The sequence below is a fragment of the Bradyrhizobium sp. ORS 278 genome, from assembly GCF_000026145.1.
Classification (GTDB): domain Bacteria; phylum Pseudomonadota; class Alphaproteobacteria; order Rhizobiales; family Xanthobacteraceae; genus Bradyrhizobium.
On sequence record NC_009445.1, the window covers coordinates 2,366,177 to 2,388,579 of the forward strand.

General features: G+C 63.4%; 20 protein-coding genes. 12 read left to right on the top strand and 8 right to left on the bottom strand.

The annotated features are described in order from the left end of the window. Positions 1-29: 29 nt before the first annotated feature. On the top strand, positions 30-1,235 hold the full coding sequence (locus BRADO_RS10420; protein WP_244423005.1) for a glycosyltransferase: 1,206 nt from the start codon (positions 30-32) through the stop codon (positions 1,233-1,235). Here BRADO_RS10420 and BRADO_RS10425 read toward each other — a convergent pair. Next, complete coding sequence (locus BRADO_RS10425; protein ID WP_011925280.1) at positions 1,189-1,470, bottom strand: hypothetical protein; 282 nt, start codon at positions 1,468-1,470, stop codon at positions 1,189-1,191. The two genes, BRADO_RS10420 and BRADO_RS10425, sit on opposite strands and share 47 nt — an antisense overlap. 186 nt (positions 1,471-1,656) lie before the next feature. On the opposite strand from BRADO_RS10425, the gene BRADO_RS35725 reads away from it, so the two are divergent. Together BRADO_RS35725 and BRADO_RS10435 are read left to right on the top strand one after the other, a co-directional pair. Next, positions 1,657-2,124, top strand: coding sequence for a hypothetical protein (locus tag BRADO_RS35725; protein ID WP_244423006.1), 468 nt, complete (start codon positions 1,657-1,659; stop codon positions 2,122-2,124). Continuing rightward, positions 2,124-2,972, top strand: a complete 849-nt coding sequence (locus BRADO_RS10435; RefSeq protein ID WP_244423007.1) for a lytic transglycosylase domain-containing protein — start codon at positions 2,124-2,126, stop codon at positions 2,970-2,972. The genes BRADO_RS35725 and BRADO_RS10435 overlap by 1 nt, the downstream gene beginning before the upstream one ends. 210 nt (positions 2,973-3,182) lie before the next feature. Here the strand turns inward: BRADO_RS10435 and BRADO_RS35605 are convergent, their stop codons facing one another. Both BRADO_RS35605 and BRADO_RS35730 read right to left on the bottom strand, forming a co-directional pair. Then, on the bottom strand, positions 3,183-3,344 hold the full coding sequence (locus BRADO_RS35605) for a hypothetical protein (protein WP_244423008.1): 162 nt from the start codon (positions 3,342-3,344) through the stop codon (positions 3,183-3,185). Then, the gene (locus BRADO_RS35730; protein ID WP_011925283.1) at positions 3,286-4,038 is read right to left on the bottom strand and encodes an RNA polymerase sigma factor; all 753 of its coding nucleotides are present in this window, start codon (positions 4,036-4,038) and stop codon (positions 3,286-3,288) included. The genes BRADO_RS35605 and BRADO_RS35730 overlap by 59 nt, the downstream gene beginning before the upstream one ends. Positions 4,039-4,387: 349 nt before the next feature. On the opposite strand from BRADO_RS35730, the gene BRADO_RS10445 reads away from it, so the two are divergent. The 9 genes from BRADO_RS10445 to BRADO_RS10485 all read left to right on the top strand — a co-directional run bounded on the left by BRADO_RS10445 (position 4,388) and on the right by BRADO_RS10485 (position 15,029). Further along, a complete protein-coding gene (locus tag BRADO_RS10445; protein WP_011925284.1) occupies positions 4,388-6,082 on the top strand; it encodes a ShlB/FhaC/HecB family hemolysin secretion/activation protein in 1,695 nt (564 codons plus the stop codon). Continuing rightward, complete coding sequence (locus tag BRADO_RS10450; RefSeq protein ID WP_011925285.1) at positions 6,083-8,038, top strand: DUF2341 domain-containing protein; 1,956 nt, start codon at positions 6,083-6,085, stop codon at positions 8,036-8,038. A gap of 4 nt (positions 8,039-8,042) precedes the next feature. After that, entirely contained in the window at positions 8,043-8,447 is a 405-nt protein-coding gene (locus BRADO_RS10455; protein ID WP_011925286.1) for a biopolymer transporter ExbD, read from the top strand. Between the two features lie 20 nt (positions 8,448-8,467). Continuing rightward, positions 8,468-9,196 carry a TonB C-terminal domain-containing protein gene (locus BRADO_RS10460; protein ID WP_050780984.1) on the top strand — a complete coding sequence of 243 codons (729 nt, stop codon included), beginning with the start codon at positions 8,468-8,470 and terminating at the stop codon, positions 9,194-9,196. Between the two features lie 62 nt (positions 9,197-9,258). Next, complete coding sequence (locus BRADO_RS10465; RefSeq protein WP_041757421.1) at positions 9,259-11,124, top strand: putative porin; 1,866 nt, start codon at positions 9,259-9,261, stop codon at positions 11,122-11,124. Position 11,125: 1 nt separating this feature from the next. Beyond that, complete coding sequence (locus BRADO_RS10470) at positions 11,126-11,719, top strand: hypothetical protein (RefSeq protein WP_011925289.1); 594 nt, start codon at positions 11,126-11,128, stop codon at positions 11,717-11,719. Next, complete coding sequence (locus BRADO_RS10475; RefSeq protein WP_011925290.1) at positions 11,716-12,741, top strand: peptidylprolyl isomerase; 1,026 nt, start codon at positions 11,716-11,718, stop codon at positions 12,739-12,741. The genes BRADO_RS10470 and BRADO_RS10475 overlap by 4 nt, the downstream gene beginning before the upstream one ends. 218 nt (positions 12,742-12,959) lie before the next feature. Next, entirely contained in the window at positions 12,960-14,420 is a 1,461-nt protein-coding gene (locus tag BRADO_RS10480) for an undecaprenyl-phosphate glucose phosphotransferase (protein ID WP_050780985.1), read from the top strand. Positions 14,421-14,645: 225 nt separating this feature from the next. Beyond that, positions 14,646-15,029 carry a helix-turn-helix domain-containing protein gene (locus BRADO_RS10485; RefSeq protein WP_050780986.1) on the top strand — a complete coding sequence of 128 codons (384 nt, stop codon included), beginning with the start codon at positions 14,646-14,648 and terminating at the stop codon, positions 15,027-15,029. Between the two features lie 158 nt (positions 15,030-15,187). Here BRADO_RS10485 and BRADO_RS10490 read toward each other — a convergent pair whose 3' ends face one another. The 5 genes from BRADO_RS10490 to BRADO_RS10505 all read right to left on the bottom strand — a co-directional run bounded on the left by BRADO_RS10490 (position 15,188) and on the right by BRADO_RS10505 (position 21,302). Next, the gene (locus BRADO_RS10490; RefSeq protein ID WP_050780987.1) at positions 15,188-17,416 is read right to left on the bottom strand and encodes an AAA family ATPase; all 2,229 of its coding nucleotides are present in this window, start codon (positions 17,414-17,416) and stop codon (positions 15,188-15,190) included. 306 nt (positions 17,417-17,722) lie between these two features. After that, the gene (locus BRADO_RS10495) at positions 17,723-19,558 is read right to left on the bottom strand and encodes a carbamoyltransferase (RefSeq protein WP_011925294.1); all 1,836 of its coding nucleotides are present in this window, start codon (positions 19,556-19,558) and stop codon (positions 17,723-17,725) included. A 9-nt stretch (positions 19,559-19,567) separates the two neighbouring features. Beyond that, positions 19,568-19,717: a DUF5989 family protein gene (locus BRADO_RS35390; RefSeq protein ID WP_085972790.1), complete on the bottom strand. Its 150-nt coding sequence runs from the start codon at positions 19,715-19,717 to the stop codon at positions 19,568-19,570. 32 nt (positions 19,718-19,749) lie between these two features. After that, positions 19,750-20,175 carry an SxtJ family membrane protein gene (locus BRADO_RS10500; protein ID WP_011925296.1) on the bottom strand — a complete coding sequence of 142 codons (426 nt, stop codon included), beginning with the start codon at positions 20,173-20,175 and terminating at the stop codon, positions 19,750-19,752. Positions 20,176-20,180: 5 nt separating this feature from the next. Further along, positions 20,181-21,302 (bottom strand): SGNH/GDSL hydrolase family protein, encoded by a 1,122-nt coding sequence (locus BRADO_RS10505; RefSeq protein ID WP_011925297.1) that lies wholly within the window; start codon positions 21,300-21,302, stop codon positions 20,181-20,183. Positions 21,303-22,403: the final 1,101 nt, after the last annotated feature.

Here is a 22,403-nt window from a genome sequence, read left to right on the forward strand (position 1 = left end):
ACGATCGTAACGGATCAACGTCGGTGAGAGTGCTTGAGATCATCGGGTCGGTGGACCCGCGCCACGGCGGAGCGATCGAAGGCTTGGTCCGGCAGACGGTCGTACGGGAGCGGCGGGGGTGGCACACCGAGATCGCGTCGCTGGATCCGCCCGATGCGCCTTGGGTTCGTGATTGTCCCGTGCGGACGTTCGGCTTCGGATGCTCAACCGCTGTTGGCCGGGGCTTGCCGCTGCGGCGCTTCGGCTACACGCCTAAACTTGTGCCATGGTTGCAGGCACACCGCGGCGACTATGACATCGTCGTCGTCAACGGCCTTTGGAATTACGCAACCTTCGCCGCGCGACGCAGCCTGCCGTCGAGCACACCGTATGTCGTTTTCCCGCACGGGATGCTCGATCCCTGGTTCGGGCGTAACAACCCAGTCAAGCATGCGGCTAAACAAGTGCTATGGCTCGTCTCCGAGGGCCCCTTGCTGAGGAACGCCGGCGCCGTGCTGTTCACGGCCGAAGATGAGATGACGAGCGCGCAGAATGCATTCTGGCCGTATTCGCTGCACGGACGCGTCGTCGGTTTCGGCACAGCTGACGTCGTCGGCAGCGCGGCTGAGCAGATTGCTGCCTTTCGTGCGCGTTTGCCGTCATTGGCGCACCGACCCTTTCTGCTGTTTCTTGGTCGCCTTCATCTCAAGAAAGGATGCGACGTTCTCGTCGAGGCGTTCTGCCGCCTGGCGGGGGATCATCCCCAGCTCGATCTCGTGATGGCCGGTCCTGATCCGGGCGGTCTGCGCCGGCGGCTTGAAGCAACGGCTGCGGCGGCCGGCTTCGCCGGTCGGATCCACTGGCCCGACATGCTCGTGGGCGACACGAAATGGGGCGCCTTACGCAGTTGTACCGCGCTGGTCCTGCCATCTCATCAGGAAAATTTTGGCGTTGTCGTCACTGAGGCGCTCGCAGCAGGTCGCCCAGTCCTGATCAGCGACCGGGTGAACATCTGGCGTGAGATCAAGACCTTCGACGCGGGTTTCGTCGGACGGGATGACGTCGACGGCACCGAAGCTGTAATCCGTCGTTTCATCTCGTTGTCGGAAGATGCGGTGGCTGCGTTGGGTGAGGCTGCGCGCCGCTGCTTCCTGGCGCGGTTCGAGATCAGTCTTGCTGCCAACCAGATCTGTGACGTTCTCGAAGCTGTCACGAGCTCCTGGCATGCCGGCTCGGCGAACACGCGCGGCCGTTGAAAGCGCCGAAGCCGCCGGCGAGGACGGTCTGCAGCACGGATCCGATGAGATATCCGATCTGCAGTGAGGCCGCGATGACGACGAAGTGCCAGGCCGTGCTGCCGGTCGGGGCGGACTGAAAGAGATCGAGCACAAGCCGTCCCGCGCCACAGGCCAGGATGGTGGGGATGAGACAGAACACGTTGTAGCGCATGCCGAGTGCGGCGCCGAAGAGTAGGCAGAAGAGCATGATCATCGTAAAACTCCGCGATTCAATGGATCATCGGAGCCCTTTAGAAGCGGTTAAACCGGTCGGAAGAGTTGCGCCGGACGGTAAATATCACACACTCACGATAGGATAACGCTGCGGCTTGTCGTCGTGTGCACGCTCTGCGCAGCGGGTGATGGCCCGCCGACGAGACAATCGTCATGGGGACGAAACATGAAAGCGATAATCGAGGTATTCGATTCGATCGTTGCATCCGAGCTTCGGCGTTGCCGCGAGGCACGCGCGGTTGACGTGAGGTTGCGCCTGGCCGTCGTGGCGGCGAGCTCGCTCATCACCTTTTGCGGAGAAGGTTGGGCCCAAACCGCGCCTCCCGAGAGCGGGCAATCGCGCGGCGGCCTCATCATCGGCGGCAAGCCTGCGCAAGGAACCGTCCAACAGCGTTGTGTCGAGGTCGAGGTCGGCAGCGAGCGTTCGTTCGGTTGTTTGAACGAGTCGTTACGGCGCGAGGTCGATCGCGTGAACCCGTCGCTGAACCTGCCGCCGATCGATGCGCGGTCGCCTGACACCCGGGTCGGCAACGCCAATGAAGCCGCGATCCGCTTGCAGTACGGCTCGAACTACGGCCGCTCCGCGATCCCCTTCCGGCCTGCATCGCCGAGCTATCTGGCTCCGCGCCGCTGATGAACATGGTCCTGCTGATCCGGACGATACGCTTGAGGCGATGGGTTGCCGCGACTGGTTTCGGTGTGTTGCTCGGTGCGGCGGCCGGCGCGTTAGCCCTAGCGAGTGAGGCGGAGCGGGCGGAGGATAGCCCGGCCGCGAGCATGCTCGACAACGAATCCGACAGTGAGATTCCGCCGCTGCAGCTCGAGCGCTTCGCCCCCAGGCCCTTGTCGGCCGCGGACCTGCCGCCCGCTAGCCCGTTCGCGCGCGGGGCGACGAGCCGCGGTCTGCGTGCGACCAGCATGATCCTGCCGCGGGACTGGCGCGCACAACGTTCCGAGTACCGCGACTTGATCGAGCGTGAGGCATCAGCGGAAGGGGTGCCGCCGGCCATCGTCGATGCGGTCATGGCCGTCGAGAGCAGCTATGTTCCGACGGTGGTCGGACTTGATGGCGAGATCGGCCTGATGCAGGTCATGCCCTCAACCGCGCGCATGCTTGGCTTCACCGGGACGGCCGAGCAGCTTGCGGACCCCGCGGCGAACATCCGTTACGGCACCAAATATCTGGCGGGCGCGTGGCGTCTCGCGGGTGGCGACCTCTGTACCGCCGCCATGAAATATCGGGCCGGTCACGGCGAGACACGCTTTTCATATTTGTCGATTGCCTATTGCCTGCGAATTCGCAGTCACCTCGCCGCGCAGGGCGTCCAGGTCTCAGGAGACGTGCCGCAGGCGACCTTTGGACGCTCCGTCGCCACAGCGCGCACAGATGCATCCGTATCGGGGCGTCCGCTCGACATCGTTTCCCTGAACATGAAGCTCCACGTCCTGACACGCCGTAACGCGGACAGAGCTGCGCCATAATCAGCCGTACGATGTGGGACGGCCTTGCCGCAGCAACGCGTGCTCACGTCCGAAAGAAGATCCTTGGGGCGGGGGGAGAGCGGCGATCCGTCGCGGTTTGAGCCAAACGGGCGTTTGCGATATACGAAGTCCGCAAAGAGAGGATCTTCAGCCCGCGACACCGACGGCCCGATCGGCCCGGAAGCAACTCGGGTGGCCGGTCATCGGCATCTAGTTCGGCTTGTTCTTTCGCCTCGACCCGGGCCGCGGTGGTGCCTCACCGAGGCCTTTGCCGATCATGCGCCAGAGCCTGACAGCGTCTCGGAAGGCGTATTCATGCGCCGGGCTTCGCGCGCGCCACTCGAGCAGCTCCTCCGCGTCGGCCAGCGTCACTTCCCCTGACTTCAGTCGCAATATCCATGCGGTGGCTTGTCGCGCCAGGGGAGTCTTGCGGGGCGATCGATCGGTTCTTTTGATCACGGTCCAACGCTCTTGGGGAGACGCTGGGCCCGATGGATCCGTCCCGAACGACACGTCTCTGAAGGTTAGACGTACGGCGGACAGCAAAACCGAATTTGACCGTGGGGCGCTTCAGACGGTCGGCGCAGTGCTCCACCGCCTGCTTCAGATCGCTCTCGACCGTCCGGACAGTCACGCCCATCCGCTGTGCGATCTCGCGATGAGGTAGCCCCTCGATGCGCGACAGCATTAGCACTTGACGACGCCGTTCCGGGAGGTCCGCCAGAGCCCGTCGCAGCAGCGCGATATCCGAACGCTCCTCGATTTCACGCTCTGGGCTCGGACGATCATCCGGAATGTCGAGCAGGACGTCGACCTCCTCGGTGGTGAGGCGCCGCGCCTGAGCGCGCCGGTGGTCATTGGCGATGTTCAGTGCGATCCGGAAAAGATAGGCCTTCGGACTCTTGATCTCGTCGGTCGAGTGCATGGACTCGATCTTGAGATAGGTCTCCTGAAGGACCTCCGACGCCAGATCGGCCGATCCCAGACGGCGCGTGAGCTGCTGATCGATGACGCTGTAGTTCGCAAGCATCAAGTCGCGCAACGTTCTGATGTTGTCGATCGCCATTTTGTTGTGCCCCCAAGTCTCGGTTTACGGCGAAAGTAACGTTTCGGGGCTACGGAAGTGTGACGACGATGTGTTGCGTGTAACGTAATGCGGCGAGTGATGTTAGTTTGACGCAGTGTCGTAGCGTTGCGCGGATTCCGTCAAAGATCGCAAAGTTTTTTTTCGGCATGTCCTGACATAGTGCGTCTAACGGTTAGGCGTGATCACGGCGTGATCGCGCAGCTGCGTTGCTGCGGGCTAATCGTTGATGATGCATCGTGTTAATCGTACCATTCCGCGTCCGGCGTGCCGTCCAGTGCCCGCGCACCGCCGTTGCGTCCTGTCGTGGTCTCAGCTCAGACGTGCGTCGGTGCTGTCCGTACTCCTGCTGAGCGTGGCGCACGGGCCGCTCCTGGCCAACACCGACGGCGATACCGGCAAGACGCCTTCGGCGGACAAGCCTGCGACAAAGAAACTGAAGCCGAAGCAGAACCCGGGCGACGGAGCAAGAGCCGACAAGGGGACGGCTACAAAGCCGAGCCCACGCTTCGATATCGACGAATATCGCGTCGAGGGGGCTGACAGGCTGCCGCAGATCGATGTCGAAGCTGCGGTTTATCCGTTCCTCGGTCCGGGGCGATCGGCCGAAGATGTCGAGAAGGCCCGTGCGGCGTTGGAGAAGGCCTATCATGATCGCGGTCTGCAGACCGTCGGCGTTTCCATACCGGAGCAGGATGCGACGCGTGGCTTCGTCGTGCTCAAGGTCGCCGAGAACAAAGTCGGCCGTCTACGCGTGAAGGGCTCGCGCTACTTCGATCTTGCCAAGATCAAGGAGAGTGCGCCGTCGCTCAAGGAAGGCACGGTGCCCGACTTCAAGGCCGTCACCAGGGATATCGTCAGTCTCAATCAATGGCCGGACCGTCGAGTCACGCCGGCGCTGCGCGCGGGCGTCACGCCCGGCACCGTCGACGTCGATTTGAACGTCGAGGACACCTATCCGCTGCACGGCAGCTACGAGATCAACAATCGGCAGAGCCCGAGCACATCGGCGCTGCGCTCCAGCATCGTGCTTCACTACGACAATTTTTGGCAAAGGGGCGATTCCGCCAATGTGAGCTACCAGGAGGCCTCTCTCAATCGAAAGGACGCCATGGTGGTCTCCGGCTCGTATCTCGCGCGAACGGACCGCGACTGGCTCAATGTCCTGTTATATGGGGTGAAGTCCTGGAGTTCGGTCGCGACCGTCGGCGGAGCCAATGTGATCGGTCCCGGCCAGGTGATTGGCGCCCGTGCCGTGATTACGCTTCCGGCCAAGGGCGATCTCGTGCACAACATCTCGCTCGGTGCCGACTACAAGAACTTCGCGCAGACGCTGTCGCTCGCTGGCGGCTCTTTTAGCTCGCCTGTGAACTACGTGCCAATGGTGGCGAGCTACGGAGCGACTTGGAAGATCGAGAATGCGCTGACCCAGCTCAACGTGGCGATCACCGGCGGCACCCGCGGGATCGGCAGCTCTCTCCAGGAGTTCGATGCCAAGCGTTTCAATGCAACCCCCAGCTTCATTCATCTGAAGGCGGATCTGTCGCACACCCAGGACCTGCCGGGCGGCATGCAGCTGTTCGCAAAGGTGCAGGGGCAGATCGCCGATCAGCCACTGGTGTCGAGCGAACAGTTCAGCCTCGGCGGACAGGATACGGTCCGCGGCTATCTCGAATCGGAAGCCCTCGGCGATTACGGTACGGCTGGCACGCTGGAGATTCGCTCGCCGGACGTCACGCCCTATTTCCAGCAGAAGCTGGAGAATCCGATGGGCGCTCCGATCAATTTCAATCTCTTCAACGATTGGCGTTTCTATGTCTTCGCCGACGCTGGCCGTGCGAAGATCATTGATCCGCTGCCCGACCAGCAATCGCGTTTCGATCTCGCCAGCTATGGTGTCGGTACGCGCGTGAGGATGCTCAATCACTTCAACGGAGTGTTCCTGATCGGAGTGCCGCTGATCAATCAGCAGGCCACGATCGTCAATCATCCGCGCTTCAGCTTTCGTTTCTGGGGAGAGTTCTAGATGACGCGCGTCAACGCCCGTCCGCGCCGCTCGCTGACCTGGAGTGGTCAGGCGATGTTGCTGATTGCACTCCTGATCACGTTGTGGCCGGGCAGCGCCTCGGCGTGGTGGAACGAGCAATGGACCCTGCGCAAGAAGATCACGATCGACACCGCGCCGACGGGCGCGGCGATCACCGACCCGATCGGTCTGACACCGGTGCTGGTGCGGCTGCATATCGGAAACTTCCGATTCGGCGCGGCCAAGGACGATGGCGGCGACTTGCGCTTCGTCGCGGCGGACGACAAGACGCCGCTGAAGCATCACGTCGAGAAATACGATCCGCTGCTCGGTGAAGCCCTGGTCTGGGTCGGCGTGCCCGACCTCAAGCCCGGCGCGAAGAACGAGGTCTGGCTGTATTACGGCAATCAGAAAGCGCCGGCGGCGGTCGATGCCAAGGGCACCTATGATCAGGACACGGTGCTCGTGTATCATTTCGCCGAGCGCGGCGGGCCGGCGCAGGACGTGTCGGCCTGGGCCAACGGCGCGCAGAGCGCGGTGCCGGCCGCCGACGGGGCCCTCATCGGGCAGGGCGCGCGGTTCGACGGACAAACCTCGATCACGCTGCCCGGATCGCCATCGCTGGTCGTGGCCGAAGGCGGCGAGCTCAGTTGGTCGGTTTGGGTCAAGATGGCCGCGCCGCAGCCGCGGGCGGTGCTTTACACCCGCTCGGAGGGGGCGAACAGCTTCACGATTGGTCTCGACAATGGCGTGCCCTTTGTCGAGATCCTCAACAACGGCGCGACACAGCGCGCAAACGGTGCGGCTGCGCTGGACGCCGGGACGTGGCGACACCTGGCCGTGACGGCCAAGAGCAACCAGGTGACGCTGTTCGTCGACGGCAATCCCGTCGCGCCGATCCCAGCTGCGCTACCGACGATGACCGGGACCGCACAGATCGGGCGCGCGGTGCCGGCGGCCAGCTCAGCGGCTGATGCCCCTTCCGCATCGGCTGTCGTGGCGCCGGCCGCGGATGCGCCCGCGGCTGCGTCTTCCGATCCCGCCGCACCAGCTGCGGCGCCGCCGGCGGGCTTCGTTGGCGATATCGATGAACTGCAGATCGCCAAGGCCGCGCGTCCGGCCGGCTTCATCAAGCTCGCGGCGATCGGCCAGGGGCCCGAGCAGGCCAAGCTGATCTCGTTCAGCGTCGACGAAGAGAACGCGAGCTGGCTGAGCGGCTACTTCGCGGTCATCCTGCGGTCGGTGACGCTCGACGGCTGGGTCGTGATCGGCCTGCTCGCTGTGATGGCCGTGATCAGCTGGTTCGTGATGTACGATCGCGTCTCCTATCTCAACCGGATCTCGCGTGCCAACGCGACATTCCTCAAGCATTTCCGCGACGGCACGGTGGAAATATCCGAACTGTTGAGCGCCGATCAGCAGGACACCGATCTGTCGCTCGGCGGCCGCATCACCAAGAAGAAGGAAACGCGAGCGCTGCAGCGCTCGCCGCTGTTCCGACTGTTCAATCTCGGCGCCGAGCAGATCCGCCGCCGCTTCGCGCGTGGTCAGAGCAGCCTGTCAGGACCTGCTATCGAGTCGATCCGGGCAGTGTTGGACAGCGGTTTCGTCCAGGAGACACAGCGGCTCAACCGCATGATGGTGATGCTGACCATCGCCATCTCTGGCGGACCGTTCCTCGGCCTGCTCGGCACCGTGGTCGGCGTCATGATCACCTTCGCAGCGATCGCCGCCACGGGCGACGTGAACGTCAACGCGATCGCGCCCGGCATCGCCGCGGCCCTGGTCGCGACCGTGGCCGGCCTCGGCGTCGCGATCCCGGCGTTGTTCGCCTACAACTACCTCATCACGCGGATCAAGGATGCCACCAGTGAGATGCAGGTGTTCATCGACGAGATGATCACACGCATCGCCGAGACCTATTCCGGCAACCACACGGCACAAGCAGCGGAGTGAGGCGATGCAGGTCCAAACCGAAAGCAAGCCCTATGACGACATCAACATCACGCCGATGCTCGATCTTGCCTACGTCCTACTGGTGATCTTCATCATCATGACGACGGCAACCGTGCAGGGAATGAAGGTCAATCTGCCGAAGGCAAGTGCCGCGCCGAGCCTTGCGCAGCAGACCACCAAGGCCATCACCGTGACCAATGACGGCAAGATCTTCCTGGATACAATCCCGGTCACGATGGCGGAACTCGAACAACGGCTTGTGCAGCAGCGCGCGCTGACTCCTGAATTTCCCATCGTACTCCGCGGCGATCGCGAGACCCAGTACCAGAACGTGGTCGACGTGCTCGATCTGCTCGGGCGTCTCAACTTCAATCAGGTCGGCATGGCCACCAAGCCGCTGGTGAAGTGAGGGTAGGGCGAGCGCGTGCCATGAGCGACAACGATCAGACCGACAGCGACCAGCCGTCCGCGCGCCGCCTTGCGCTGATGATCGGCGGCGGGCTGGGCGTGCTCATGCTGATGGCGTTCGGCATCTACACGCTGCTCGGCGGGGACCGCGAGCCGCCGCGCAAGGTCAACGAGATGACGATCGTCGCGATCGTACCGCTGCCGCCTCCGCCGCCCCCTCCACCACCACCGCCGCCCCAGGAGCAGCAGCCGGAGCAGAAGATGGTGGAGCAGACGCCGGTGAAGCAGGAGATCATCGAGGAAAAGCCCGTCGATATTCCAAAGGACGCGCCGCCCGATGCGCCCAACAATGACGCGCCGCCTGGCCCACTCGGTCTCGACGATGCCGGCAAGGGACCGGGCGAGCTGCTGGGCCGCCCCGGCGGCCGCGGATTGATCGGCGGAGGCGGTGGCGGAGGTGGCGGCGGCAGCCGCTGGGGCTGGTACGCGAGCATCGTGCAGACCCAGATCGAGGCTGCGCTCCGCGCCAACGAGAAGACGCGTCGCGCGGTGATGCAGATCCAGGTGAGGCTCTGGTCGGACGCGGGCGGCCGTATCAATCGCGTGCAGCTCGTGACGTCGACCGGCAACACCGAACTCGACGCGGTGATCCGCGACCAGGTGCTCGGCAGCCTGACGCTGCGCGAGCCGCCACCAAAGGACATGCCCATGCCCATCATCACGCGCGTCACGGCGCGCGCGCCGAGCTGAGCTCGGTCGGGCAGGGGGAAGAAGAGCAACACTTGAACTGGAACGAGCAGAAGGTTGGCGTCATGGGGCAGGCTGAGTTGAAGAAGCAGGGCATGGCCGCGGCTGCAGCCGTCATCATGCTGGCGGCGGTGGGCCCGGCCGTCGCGCAGGACGACAGCGCGCCCGTGCGCCGCCCGTCGGTCTCGCGCAATGCGGCGCCGTCTGCGAATGCAACGGTCAACCTGATCAACCTGCTGGTCAAGCAGGGCGTGCTGACCGACGAGCAGGCGACCGCGCTGGTGAAGCAGGCCGACGACGAGGCCTATGTCGCGCGCCAGGCCGTGAGCACGGCGACTTCGCGGGCCGACGATGCGGCGAAGACTGCGGCCGCCGCCGCGAATGCCACCTCGCCGCCTGGCACCAAGCGCGTCACCTATGTCCCCGAGATCGTCAAGAAGCAGCTGCGCGACGAGATCCGCCAGGAAGTCATGGCCAAGGCCGAAAAAGAGAACTGGGCGTCGCCGGGGAAGTACCCGGAGTGGGCGCAGCGGCTGCGATTCTATGGCGATGTCCGCGTACGCTATGAAGGGGATTTCTTCGGCAAGAACAATAATCCGTTCGCGGCGACGAACTATAACGCAATAAACTCTGGTAGTCCGTTCGACGTATCCAATTTCAGCAATCCTTATCTTTACCCGACCTACGATACCGACCAGAACCGGAATAGGGCCCGTTTGCGGGCGAGGCTTGGGCTAGACGCAGATCTTTTTGACGGCTTCTCTGCAGGCATTCGTTTAGCCACCGGGGACGGTAGCTCGCCGGTGTCGTTCAACGCCAGCTTGGGAGGCAATGGCGGCAACTTCAGCAAGTACAATATTTGGATTGATCGTGGCTTCGTAAAGTACAAGGTGCAGGATATCGCAACGCTTCAAGCAGGCCGGTTCGACAATCCGTTCTTCAGCCCGACCGACCTCGTCTATCATCGCGATCTGGGCTTTGATGGCTTCGCCGCCCAAATCAAATACCCGGAATTGTCGAACATAACGCCATTTGCGGTTGGGGGGGCGTTTCCGATCTTCAATACCGATATCAACGCCGGATCGGTCTACAATCAATTGAATCAGATCGACCCGACGATTGGCAAGGCTCGTAGCGAGGACCGATGGATGTTCGGTGGTCAGTTGGGGGCCATCAGTCGCCCGCTACCAGATACCGAGTTCACTTTGGCAGCCGCTTACTACGATTTCACCAATGTTCAAGGACGGCTCTCCAGCTCTTGCTACGTGTTTGGAACGCAGGATTTCTGCAACACGGATCTGAAGCGTCCGTTGTTTGCTCAAAAAGGCAATACTTACATGCAGCTTCGCAATATCAGGTGGGTACCCGAGAATACGTTTGGACGGGACAATCAATTCCAATACTTTGGCCTCGCATCCGGCTTCCGTGATCTGGTTATCAGTTCACGGCTGGATCTCGCTCATTTTTATCCGATCCACATTATCCTCGACGGTGAATTTGTTCAAAACCTTGCCTGGGATCGTGCGGATATCGCAGCAAAGGTTGCTGCCAATCCGCTCGGCACAAGCGCGACGGCACCTTGCGTCAGTAATTCGGCAAACGCGAACACTCAAGCTTGCTTTGGTCCCTATGTCGGCGGCAACAAAGGCTATCTCGGCCGGCTCACCGTCGGTCACCGCGACCTGAAGGAGTTGTGGGACTGGAATGCCTTCGTCGGCTATAAATACCTGGAGTCGGATGCCGTGATCGACGCCTTCACCGACTCCGATTTCGGTCTCGGCGGCACCAACCTCAAGGGCTATTTCATCGGCGGCAATGTCGCGATCGGGCGGAACACCACGATCGGCGCACGCTGGCTGAGCGCCAACCAGGTCGCGGGCGCGCCTTACGCCGTCGACGTGTTCCAGGTCGATTTGAGCGCGAGGTTCTGACATGCGCCGTTGGCCCTTCTATCTCGCCGGCGCGTTCGCGCTGTGCACCATGGCGGCCAGTGCGGCCGACAACGAGTCCGACCGCCTGCGCGAGGCGCTGCGCGCGGCGACCGCCCAGTCGCGCTCGCTGGAGGACCAGCGCGCGGCGCTGCAGGCCAAGCTGACCGCGGCCGAGCAAGAGCGGGATCGGCTGAAGAAGCAGAACGAGGCCTATCGCGCCCAGGTCAAGGAGGCCGAGCAGGCCTACCGCCAGGCGGTGACGGATTTCAACCAGCGCATCACGGAGCGCGACGAAGCGCTCGAGAAATGGAAGAGCGCCTATGGCGAGGCGGCCAACGTCGCCCGCGCCAAGGAGGCCGAGCGGCTGAAGTTCCTGACCGAATCCACCGACTATAAGGCGCGCACCAAATCGTGCGAAGCCAAGAACGCCGAGCTCGTGAAGGTCGGCAACGACATCGTCGGCAAGTACGAGGCGATGGATCCGGTGGAGAAGCTCTGGGATCACGAGCCGCTGACCGGGTTGAAGAGGGTCGAGCACCAGAACGCGGCCCAGGATTTCCGCGACCGAATTCTCAATCAAAAGGTGAAGCCATGACGGGGCCGCGCGCAACATTCCTTCTCGCTACGACGCTCTGCCTGGCGGCGGCGCAGGCATCTGCGCAGAGCCGCACGCCGGCCGCCGCGGCGACGCCGGCCCCGACCCGCGGCGCCGCGCCGGCGACGCCGCCCGCAGCGGCCAAGCCGGCCGCCGGTGAGGAGCGGGGGGCGATCCGCAACGACGAGGTGGTCGCCCGCGTCGGCGACAGCGACGTCACGGCCGACGAGGTACGCGCCACGATCGTGACGCTCGATCCGCGGCAGCAGGCGGCTTTGATGCGCGACCCCGCGCTGCTCAGCCAGACCGTCCGCGCCATCCTCGCCAATCGGCTGGTGCTCAAGGAGGCGTTGGCCAAGAAGTGGGACCAGCAGCCGGCGGTCGTCGCGCAGCTTGCGCGCGCCCGGGAGAGCATCCTCACGGAGGGTTACCTTCAGTCGGTGACGCAGCCGCCGGACTCCTACCCGAGCGAGGCGGATATCAAGGCGGCCTATGAGGTCAACATGAGCGCGTTCCTGGTGCCGCGCCGCTTCCGCATTGCGCAGATTCTGGTCGCGCTCGCCAATGATGCCGACAAGGCCGCTGAGGACGCCGCGAAGAAGAAGCTCGAAGACGTCGTCCGCAAGCTGAAGCAGCCGGGAACCGACTTTGCCGCGCTGGCGCGGGCCAGTTCGGACGAGACGGCGACCGCGGAGAAGGACGGCGAGATCGGCTGGGTGCCCGAGCCGAACCTGCGCGGCGAAATCCGCAGCCAGGTCGCAGGCCTCGCGAAGGGCGGCGTCACCGACCCGATCCGGCTCGATGACGGTTGGCACGTCGTCAAGCTGCTCGACACGGATGCCTCGACCACGCGTCCGCTTGCCGAGGTCAAGGACGTCCTGATCCAGCGGCTGCGCGCGGAGCGGGCCGACGCCAATCGCCGCGCCTATGTCGCGGAACTGGTCAAGCAGACGCCATCGGTCGTTAACGAGATCGCTCTGGGGCGGCTGTTCGGGGCCAAGCCGGAGACCGCGGCAAAATAATCCTCGATCACCGCGGAACGGCGGGGAGTGGTCGCCGGCTCTCAAGAAGAGGGCGCTGGCGGGCAAGCGTGCGTCAGGCCTATCGGCGCGCCCGCAGCCGCTGCACGGCCGTGGCGCGGCCGCCGGCCATGTAACATCGGGCGGTGCAATTCGCGCGATGTTAACCAACAATCATGATAATGTTATCTCAGATATGATACGTCCCGTCGGTGCTCGACATGGGGCGTGATGTGTCGGATCTGACGGGAATTGGACAGTCCAGGGCGGCCTTCGACCAGCGCGTCTGGCCGCGGCTGCGGGTTGGCTTCGAGGTGATCGGGCCGCTGTTTGCAGCCCTCGATGTGGTGACCGTCATCGTATCGGGCTTGCTCGGAGGCTTGGGTTACCACGCGGCGATCGGCGAGGGTCTGGGCGAGGTCACGGTCCATCTCGGCCTCGGCATGATTGCCGGGTTCTGTCACTGCGCCGTCGCCAACCACATTGGACTCTACGCGCATGATCGCCTGCTGGAAGGTCAGCAGGACAAACGCCGCGTGCTGGCAAGCTGGGCGCTCGCCATTCTCATTCTCACGGTCGCGCTGTTCTTGCTGAAATCAAGTGCCGACATCTCGCGCGGCACCATGATCTGCGTCTTTCTTCTAGGCGGTGTGGCGCTGCCGCTGGTCCGGCGGGTGGCGCAGTGGCGCCTGCGCTCAGCCATCCGGCGAGGGGACATCAAAGGGCGAATCGTGCTCGTGATGGGAACGCGGTCCGAATTGGCGCAGCTCTCGCGGGCGGAATTGCTGTTGCGGTTCGGACTGGACGAGCTCGGTCGCATCGTTCTGCCGGACACGGCCGGAGCGCGCGGGGAGGCCAGCACGCGCGACGATCTCATCGCCGCGTTGCGCAGGCAACCGGTGGAAGAGATCATCGTCGCGCTTCCCTGGTCGCAACTCGGCGAGTTCGACTGGCTGCTCGCCTGCCTGCGGGCGGTGCCGTTGCCGGTTCGGTTGTTGCCCGACGAGGCGGTCTCCTCCGTGGTGCGGCGGCAGACCGCGCAGCCGCAATACGCCTATATCGTCGAGATGCAGCGGGCCCCGCTCAGCGGGCTCGAAAGGTGCGCCAAACGCATTCTCGACATCGTCGTCGCGGTCACGTCGTTGATGGCTCTGTCGCCGCTGCTGCTGCTCGCCACCCTCGCGGTGAAGCTCGAGAGTGCCGGCCCCGTCATCTTTCGGCAGCGCCGGCGAGGCTTCAACGGCGAAACCTTCATGATCTACAAGTTCCGGTCGATGACGGTGATGGAGGATGGCGCCGCGGTGCTTCAGGCGCAACGGCATGATCCCCGTGTCACGCAGACCGGGAGGTTTCTGCGGGCTACCAGCATCGACGAGATTCCGCAGCTTTGGAACGTGCTGCGCGGCGAGATGTCCATCGTGGGCCCACGGCCCCACGCCCTCGCGCATGACGATGAATACGGCAAGATGATCGCCAATTATGCACTCCGCCACCACGTCAAGCCCGGCATGACCGGCTGGGCTCAGGTCAACGGGTTGCGCGGCGGGACGCCGCGGCTCGAAATGATGCAACAGCGTGTCGCACTGGATTTATGGTACATTGATCACTGGAGTCTTTCGCTCGATGTCTATATCATGATACGTACTGCCTTTGAGCTTATGCGGCACCGAAATGCCTATTGACGGCGTTATCGGCGAGCTGAATGACCGTAGAACGATATGGATAGCGCCGGCCGGATGTGAACCATCCGCGAGGAACCGGCTCGATACCGCGGGCCAGATGTGACCTGCTGTTGGCATGGTACAAAGCCTTGCCGGCAGTGGGCATTTCGCTTTTGCCTATTGAAAACTTTGATGGTTTCGCATTACTAGGGCCGGCAGATAGGATTCACGCCGGAGAACACGTAGATGGCTGGCAGGCGGCATGCCTTGGAGGAAATCTCGGCGAAAATGGCCCAAGCCTCCCAGCTCGCGGCCAAAGGCAAGACCCAACGCGAGATATCCAAGGCCCTCGGCGTCAGCCTCATGACCTTTCATCGCTGGAAGAAGGCGGTGGGAAGCAATATCCAGCCGGACCCGGCACCGACGTCCGACATTGCAGCGGACAAGAACGACCTGCAGCCTAAAAGACCGGCATCATCCGCGACCGATAGCGATCTCAAGCGACTCGAAGCCGAGAACGCGAAGCTGAAACGCCTAGTCGCCGAAATGTTGCTGGAGAAGCTGAATTGGCAGGACCAGTTGAAGGAACTGCAGGAGCGCGCTGCTAGCCTGTCCGGCAGAAACAAGTGACAGCCAATGATGACAGTCGTATGACGACGTTCGCGCGCGCCATCGCGGGCCCTTGCATTCCGCATTGATCTGATCCTGGCCGCTCCGCCCGCGGGCCGGGTGGTTTGAAGTGATCGTCCACCGATCCGTCCCAACGGCGATGCGCTTCTCCAGCCGCATCAGATCGAGCGGGGATAGCCGAGGTTGCTGTAATAGCCCTCGTGCTGGAGCCCCCGCTCCTCGAACTTCGCGAGCTGCTTCAGGTTCGCCTTGTTGAGGACGATGCCCAGCAGGCGGCTCCCGAGGTCAGCGTCGGAGAGCAGGTGATGTTCAACCGCGCTCATTCGCGTCTTGCCCCATTCCACGACGAACACGATCGAATCGATGGTCGACAGCGCGGCGCGAACATCGACGACCGGTGCGAGCGGCGGGAGGTCGAGAATCACGCACTCGTACCTGTCGCGGAGCTTTGCAATGAGATCTCTGAACGCGACCGACGCGAGGATCTCGTCGAAATGGACGACGCGGTCGTCCGGGATGAAAGGCAGAAGGGCCAGTCCCGTTTCGGGCTCGTAGCCTATCGCATCGTCCAGGCGGCTCTCACCGGCCAGGACCTGCAAGAGCCCGAGTTTGGGGCGCGGCTCGACGTGGGTGGCGAGTGTCGGACTGCGAAGGTCCGCATCGAGCAGGATGACCCGCTTGCCAGCGTCAGCCATCTGGATCGCGACATTGCATGCGATCGTCGATTTGCCTTCCGCGGGCAGGGTCGAGGTGAAGCCGATGACATGGTTTGGCCGGCGTGCCCCCTCGACGCCGATGCTCAGCTTGATGGCGCGGACCGCCTCGGCGAAGACGGACAGCGGCTCGTCGGCCGTGAAGCGTAGCCTGCCGTCAGAAAAGGCCAAGCCGGGCTGCGTCGGTGATGTTGCTTCGAGCTTGGGCCGGGCAGCTTGCCCGATCAGTTGCAGGGAAGGAGGCTTCGCCGCCTTGCTGCTGTTATTCCGCGCGAGCGGCAGGCTTGGCAGTTGCGGAACCACTGCAAGGCACCTGACGTTCAGAGCCTGCTCGATCTGCCGTCCAGTCCGGAAAACGCTGTCCGTGAGATCGCGCAATCCGGCCGCCGCGAAGCTGCCGATCGTTCCGATGGCCAGTGCGATCGCCAGCGCCAGTGCCGTGTTCGGCTTGCTTTTGCTGGTCGGTGGTACCGCGACGCTGATCACGCGGGCATCGGTGATCGGAAAGGTCTGCTGCTGGCTCGCATCCATGTAACGCTGCAGGAACGTATTATATACGTCATGATATATCTTCGCGAGGCTCTCGAGCTCGGCGAGCCCGAGACGGTCGCGGTTGGTGAGCCGGCCGCGCGATACGAGATTGGCGAGCTGCTGCTCCAGGCTCTCCTCGCGGGCGCGGGCGATCTCGTAATCGCTCTGGTAGCTCGCGGCGATGCGGCCGAGCTCGGAGCCGATACTGGCAGTCAGGTCCGCCATCTGCTGGCGGATGCCCTCCGCGGCGGCGTGGTCGGCTCCGTACCGGGCGGACAGGTAGGTCTCGCGCGCCGACAGATCGAGGTATTTCGTGCGGAGGCGCGTGATCACTTCGTCACGCAGCACATCGGCGACCGCAGCCTCCTTGATGTCCATCTTGCGCACCTGCTCGATCCGGTCGAGCCGCGCGCGCGCCTCGCTGGTCGCAGCCCGTGCCGTCGCGAACTGGCTGTTGATGTCGGCGAGCTGCTGCTCGTCGATCGGGCGTCGGGGAGCACCGGGTCCCGCCGCTCCGGCGTTGCCGAGATCGACGATATTGTTCTTCTCTTTGAACTCCAGAATCGCGCGGTCGGCGTAAGTGACCTGGGCGCCGAGCTCCTTGATGCGCTCCTGCAGCCATTTTCCAGCGCGCCGTCTCACCTCGTCCTGGGTCTCGACCTGATTGTGAATATACGCCTCGACCGTTGCGTTGGCGACTTTGGCGGCCGTTCCCGGGTCGCGAGAGGTGAAGGAGACATCGAAGACGTAGTTGCGGGCCCTGGACACGTTGAGACGCCGCGAAAAGGTGTCGAGCGCCTCGCGCTCGCGGCTGTCGACCGCTCCAGCATCGGAATTGCCTGCTATGGCGAATTCGGGATCCTTCACCAGATCGAGCTTGCGGATCACTTCGAGCGCAACACTGTCGGAGCCGATGATGTCGATTTGCGCCGGCGCCTGAGTGGTGTCGAAGCCGAGCGCGCCAGGCGCTTGCGCCTGCGTCTGGAGCGCGCGCATGGAGCTGCTGTCGATCAGCACGGTCGCGGTAGCCGTGTACTGGGCAGGAGCAATAGCCAGATAGCTGAGCCCGGCGATCAATCCGATGGCAGGCCCGGTGAGCAGCGTATAGCGGCGGCGGCGGATGAGCGCGGTCAGCTCGCGCACAACGGCTGCAAGTGGCCGCGCGACATCCGCGTCAGCAAGTTGCTCACGCCCGGGCATGGCAGCGGCCCTGGGGTTGGTCGCCAATGGCCGCGCGATTGCTCCAACGCGATTGCCGGCCCGGCCGCGCATCGCGCCTTCCGCTTGTCGGCGGTGCTGTGCAATCGAACTGCATGATCATCGTCGTTCCGTTTGCTTTGAAACGCTGAGAGCGGCTGGCGGTGGTCGGGTCCCAAGCACGCTCGCGTCCGGAGTCCTTCTGCTCCACCCGGCAGGTACGGTTAGTACGGTGCGAGCCTCCATCCTGCACTAATCCAGCTCGAAGGCGCTCTTGTAATCGAGCTTCAACGCGGGATCCTGCTCGCTCTTGCGCATCAGACAGTTGCCGACCACGAGCAGCTCGATCTCGCTGCCCATGAAGCAGCGGAATGCATCCTTTGGTGTACAGACGATCGGCTCGCCACGTACATTAAAGCTGGTATTCACGAGCACGGGGCAGCCGGTCTTCGCCTTGAAGCGCGAGATCAGGGCGTGAAAGCGCGGATTGGTGTCGGCGTGGACGGTCTGAACGCGGGCGGAGTAGTCAATGTGGGTCACCGCAGGAATCTCCGAGCGGACGGCGTTGAGCTTGTCGATCCCGAACCGTGCCTCTTCCTCGTTGGTCATCTGCCGGCGTCGTTCCTTCCTGACATCGGCGACCAGCAGCATGTACGGCGAGTCGGCATCGAGCTCGAACCATTCGGCGACGTCCTCGCGCAGCACGGCGGGCGCGAACGGGCGGAAGCTCTCGCGATATTTGATGCGCAGGTTGAGCGTCTTCTGCATGGTCGGCGAGCGCGGATCACCGAGGATCGACCGCGCGCCGAGCGAGCGGGGGCCGAACTCCATACGGCCCTGCATCCAGCCGACGGCTTCGCCGGCGGCGAGCGAAGCCGCGGTGGCTTCCAACATCTCGTCGTCGGTCGCGACGGAGAAGCGCGCGCCGGCTTTGGTGAGACCGCGCTCGACCTCGTCCTGCGCGAAGGCAGGGCCGAGATAGGCGCCCTGCATCAGGTCGTGGCCGTTGACCTGCCGCCCGCCACCAACATGCTGGTGCCACGCGACGAGCGCTGCCCCCAACGCGCCGCCAGCGTCGCCGGAGGCCGGCTGGATCCAGATGTTGTCGAAGGCGCCGTCGCGCAGGATCTTGCCGTTAGCGACGCAATTGAGCGCTACGCCGCCGGCGAGGCAGAGGTTGCCCCCGCCATGCTCCCGCGCCAGCGCGCGGGTCAGCCGCAGCATGACCTCTTCGGCGACCGTCTGAACCGATGCGGCAATGTTCATGTGGAATGGCGTGAGCATGTCCTTGGCGGGATCGCGCACCGGCTGCCCGAACAGATCCGCGAATTTCTGATTGGTCATGGTCAGGCCGGTGCAATAGTCGAAATACGACATGTCCAGCCGGAAGCTGCCGTCGTCCTTGAGATCAATCAGATTGTCCAGGATGGTGTCCACATGGTCGGGCGTGCCGTAGGGCGCGAGGCCCATCACCTTGTACTCGCCGGAATTGACCTTGAAGCCCGTGTAGTAAGTGAAAGCGGAGTAGAGCAGCCCGAGCGAATGCGGAAAGCGCATTTCCTTGACGATGCGGAGATCCTTGCCGCGGCCGATGGCCGCCGATCCGGTGCACCATTCGCCAACGCCGTCCATCGTCAACACCACCGCATCCTCGAACGGAGACGGGTAGAAGGCGCTGGCGGCGTGGCTGAGATGATGCTCGCTGAACAGAAGCTTGTCGCGCCAATCCGATTTGGGGCCGATCGACCGCAACTCGCGGCAGAGCAGATCCTTCTGGAACAGCTTCTCCCGCAGCCAGATCGGCATCGCGCGCGAGAACGAGCCGAAGCCGCGCGGAGCGAAGGCGGCGTAGGTCTCGAGCAGGCGCTCGAACTTCAGGAACGGCTTTTCGTAAAACACGACGTGATCAACGGCGTCCAGCGTGATGCCTGCCTCCGCGAGGCAATAGGCAATGGCTTGGGTCGGAAAGCCGGAATCGTGCTTCTTTCGCGTGAAGCGCTCCTCTTGGGCGGCCGCAACGATGCGCCCGTCGACCAGCAGCGCCGCGGCGCTGTCGTGATAGAAGGCCGAGAGACCAAGAATGTACATCGGAGCCGCTCAGAACAGTGTGTAGATGAAGGGCGCGATCGCGGAGCCCTGGGCGATCACGAGCAGCCCGCCAAACAGGAACAGCACGATGAGGATCGGGGCGATCCACCACTTCCTGCGTGCCCGGATGAAGTCCCACAATTCTGCGACGATGGACATGGTGCGATCTCTTACCCGTATCCGAATGGCTGTTAGAACTGCCGCTTCATGGCCGCCGCATCCTGCGGCTGGCGCGGACGATCGATCCAGTAGCTCTGTATGTTGTGATCCCGCTTCAGCGCGAGCAGGTCACGTCCGGCTCGTCGCATGATCCAGGCGAGCGGGCTGATGCAGCCGAAGAAGATTGCGCCCATGATAATCGGGCTGACGATCCGGTGCAGCAAGTCGCCGAAGCGAAGCCATAGCCGGTTTGGCACTCTCAGGAGCTGGGGCCGTGCCATCGCGACCACTGCGAACACAAGCGCAACGGGGATCGACCACCAGCGCGGCGGGTCGAAGCGAATCAGCGGTAGAAGCGCGACCATTACGAAAAAGCCGGCAAAGACGAGACCGAACTGCCGTTCGGAACCGCCGGGCTTCGGGCCGTGATGCGAGCCATGCTCGAGCGCCGTGGCCATTCCAACTATCTCCCATCCGCGCGCATATTGGTCCGCTCCGATATCGGGCGTTCCGCTGTCGTCGAACCACCGTGACATCCTGCTCGCGCCAGCAGCTCCGGCTGCGTCGATGCAAGCACCCCAACCAGCAGAGTTGCGGCGACCTGATTGCCGAGATCGGTCAGGTGATCAGTGTCGTCGAACAGTTTGCGCCTATCCATGAACGGTCGGGAGTCGTCAACGACGGCAACGCCGTGGCTCCTCAGCGCCTCGTCGATCCGGCGTTGCTGGTCGGCTAGCGCGTTCTGGCCGCCACTCAGCGCAACGCCGGATGGCATGATCGACACGGAGAAGCCGATGCTCGCCGTTCGGGCCCAGGCGTCCATCGCCACGATCTCGGCGATCGTTGCGTCGAACGTTCCATCGATCAGCCACCGATACCAGTCGAGCGACGGCATCATGCCGTCGTCCTTGCCGCCCTTCTTCCAGCGATACAGCGCCTTCTGCAGGAAGAACGGGAGCTTGAGCCATGGCGGGGAATACATCCGGTAGAGGCCGCTATCCGCCCCTTCCCATAGCGAATTGCGGCGTGCGAAGTCATTGAGATTGAGAAGGTAGACGATGCCGTCGACCGCAAGCGGCTTGGCACGGGTTCTGAGCAGCTCACCCACTTCCTGCGCGCCATAACCGGGAACGCCCAAGTTCAAAACTTCGACGCTGCTCCCGCAGACGTGGCGCAGCTGTGCCTCCATGAGACGAGAGATCGTCTGGTCCTCGGACTGCTGAATCCCGAATGTCACAGAATCCCCGAGCACGGCGAAACGAGGCGCAGCCTTGTTCGTGACCGGCTCCGCGCCGCGGAGGCCATGAGAGTTGATCAACAGGTCGCGTTCGTTGCGGTGGATCTGAGTACCCGGCGCGAGCTCGTAACCCAGCAACGGATCCGCCGAGACGCGATAGTAGTGATCGGGATCGGCGCGCCTCGCGGCGAGTTGAGGTGAGACGATCGCGGCAAAGAGCACGTCTGACAGGAGTTCGGCCGCGATCAGGGTCAGCGCGGTCATCAGGACCAGCGCCAGAGCCTTGATCCGCCAACGCGGTCGAGCGGAACGGCGCGAGATGGCTGTGATGTCGACCGAAGGCGTCATTGGCCGAAATGTGCCGCCGGACCATTAGTGGCGGCTATCCCCGCAGGATACGCAGGTCGCGTGCTTGAACTCGTCGACGTCTGCAAAGCTCACCCCCGGCTGGACGATACTCGCGCATCGAGGCGCAGAGACCCTGACTAATCGGATCGGGAGCGGAGCTCACGCTTGCACGCAACCTTGATCGCTACTCCGTATCAACCGAAGATTAAGCTTTGACGATATTAAGATAACGTATGAATGACACATTACGATGCATATCATACATGTAGCATCAAGCGTGGTGGGTATTCTCGAGGCACGAAAGCGGCTGATGCCGACGGGGCGCAAGCAAACGGCGGTGAACCCAGCCGTGTCCAGGCGAGGCAGGAACGCCTGTCAGGTCTTCGCCCGCAGCGACATGAATCCGGAGGAAGCGGCGCCGCGCCGAAGGAGCGCAATGGGTGATCGGTCCTCCACCGTGCTTCGACGTCATGGCCCGCATAGGCGCGAGGCGCTTTGCGGCTAGCTTGGCGACTGACGGGATGCCTCTGACAGCGGAAGCCTGAGCTCGGCTGCCCGTTGCATGCGATCACGACGTCGGAACTCGATCTCCCGCTGCTCGCATTGTGCCAGCGCATCGCGCCTCGCCTTCAGCAGGCGATCACGCTCGCTAACCGAACTCTGTGCGGGCTCCATCGGACGTCTCTCCATCCAGCCGATAGCGGCCGTTTCCGCATGCCCTCCCATGTTACAGAATCATGAATGGGAGGCAACTGCGTTTGGCTGCGTCCTCTTGGACGTTGACCTCAGGCCCGCTTCTTGAGCGCGGGAACAGCGCCTGAAAGTCGGATGAGCAAGTCAATGTCGGCTGCTGGGCGATTGGATGTGGCATACCACAGGCTGCGGCCCGTCATCCAGACATCGGTTGGCGCAGATTACGAAAGGAATGACTTTTTGCATCGGCATGGAGCAAAACCGGTGAAAATGGGTAACGATCGGATGCTGAGCGGAGAGTCTATGTCGACAGCACGCGCTTGCGTGAGCTCGCCAAAAAAACCGCGGCAGCTTCTGGCGCACGGTTACCGCCCGAGATCGGCAAGGCTGTCCTCCGGCCAGAGAACA

What these genes read in the sequence shown, in the direction of transcription:
- BRADO_RS10425 (WP_011925280.1), bottom strand. Translation starts at nt 1,470, where the DNA reads ATGATCATGCTCTTCTGCCTACTCTTCGGCGCCGCACTCGGCATGCGC.
- BRADO_RS35725 (WP_244423006.1), top strand. Translation starts at nt 1,657, where the DNA reads ATGAAAGCGATAATCGAGGTATTCGATTCGATCGTTGCATCCGAGCTT.
- BRADO_RS10435 (WP_244423007.1), top strand. Translation starts at nt 2,124, where the DNA reads ATGAACATGGTCCTGCTGATCCGGACGATACGCTTGAGGCGATGGGTT.
- BRADO_RS35730 (WP_011925283.1), bottom strand. Translation starts at nt 4,038, where the DNA reads ATGGCGATCGACAACATCAGAACGTTGCGCGACTTGATGCTTGCGAAC.
- BRADO_RS10450 (WP_011925285.1), top strand. Translation starts at nt 6,083, where the DNA reads ATGACGCGCGTCAACGCCCGTCCGCGCCGCTCGCTGACCTGGAGTGGT.
- BRADO_RS10455 (WP_011925286.1), top strand. Translation starts at nt 8,043, where the DNA reads ATGCAGGTCCAAACCGAAAGCAAGCCCTATGACGACATCAACATCACG.
- BRADO_RS10460 (WP_050780984.1), top strand. Translation starts at nt 8,468, where the DNA reads ATGAGCGACAACGATCAGACCGACAGCGACCAGCCGTCCGCGCGCCGC.
- BRADO_RS10465 (WP_041757421.1), top strand. Translation starts at nt 9,259, where the DNA reads ATGGGGCAGGCTGAGTTGAAGAAGCAGGGCATGGCCGCGGCTGCAGCC.
- BRADO_RS10470 (WP_011925289.1), top strand. Translation starts at nt 11,126, where the DNA reads ATGCGCCGTTGGCCCTTCTATCTCGCCGGCGCGTTCGCGCTGTGCACC.
- BRADO_RS10475 (WP_011925290.1), top strand. Translation starts at nt 11,716, where the DNA reads ATGACGGGGCCGCGCGCAACATTCCTTCTCGCTACGACGCTCTGCCTG.
- BRADO_RS10480 (WP_050780985.1), top strand. Translation starts at nt 12,960, where the DNA reads ATGGGGCGTGATGTGTCGGATCTGACGGGAATTGGACAGTCCAGGGCG.
- BRADO_RS10485 (WP_050780986.1), top strand. Translation starts at nt 14,646, where the DNA reads ATGGCTGGCAGGCGGCATGCCTTGGAGGAAATCTCGGCGAAAATGGCC.
- BRADO_RS10495 (WP_011925294.1), bottom strand. Translation starts at nt 19,558, where the DNA reads ATGTACATTCTTGGTCTCTCGGCCTTCTATCACGACAGCGCCGCGGCG.
- BRADO_RS35390 (WP_085972790.1), bottom strand. Translation starts at nt 19,717, where the DNA reads ATGTCCATCGTCGCAGAATTGTGGGACTTCATCCGGGCACGCAGGAAG.
- BRADO_RS10500 (WP_011925296.1), bottom strand. Translation starts at nt 20,175, where the DNA reads ATGGCCACGGCGCTCGAGCATGGCTCGCATCACGGCCCGAAGCCCGGC.
- BRADO_RS10505 (WP_011925297.1), bottom strand. Translation starts at nt 21,302, where the DNA reads ATGACGCCTTCGGTCGACATCACAGCCATCTCGCGCCGTTCCGCTCGA.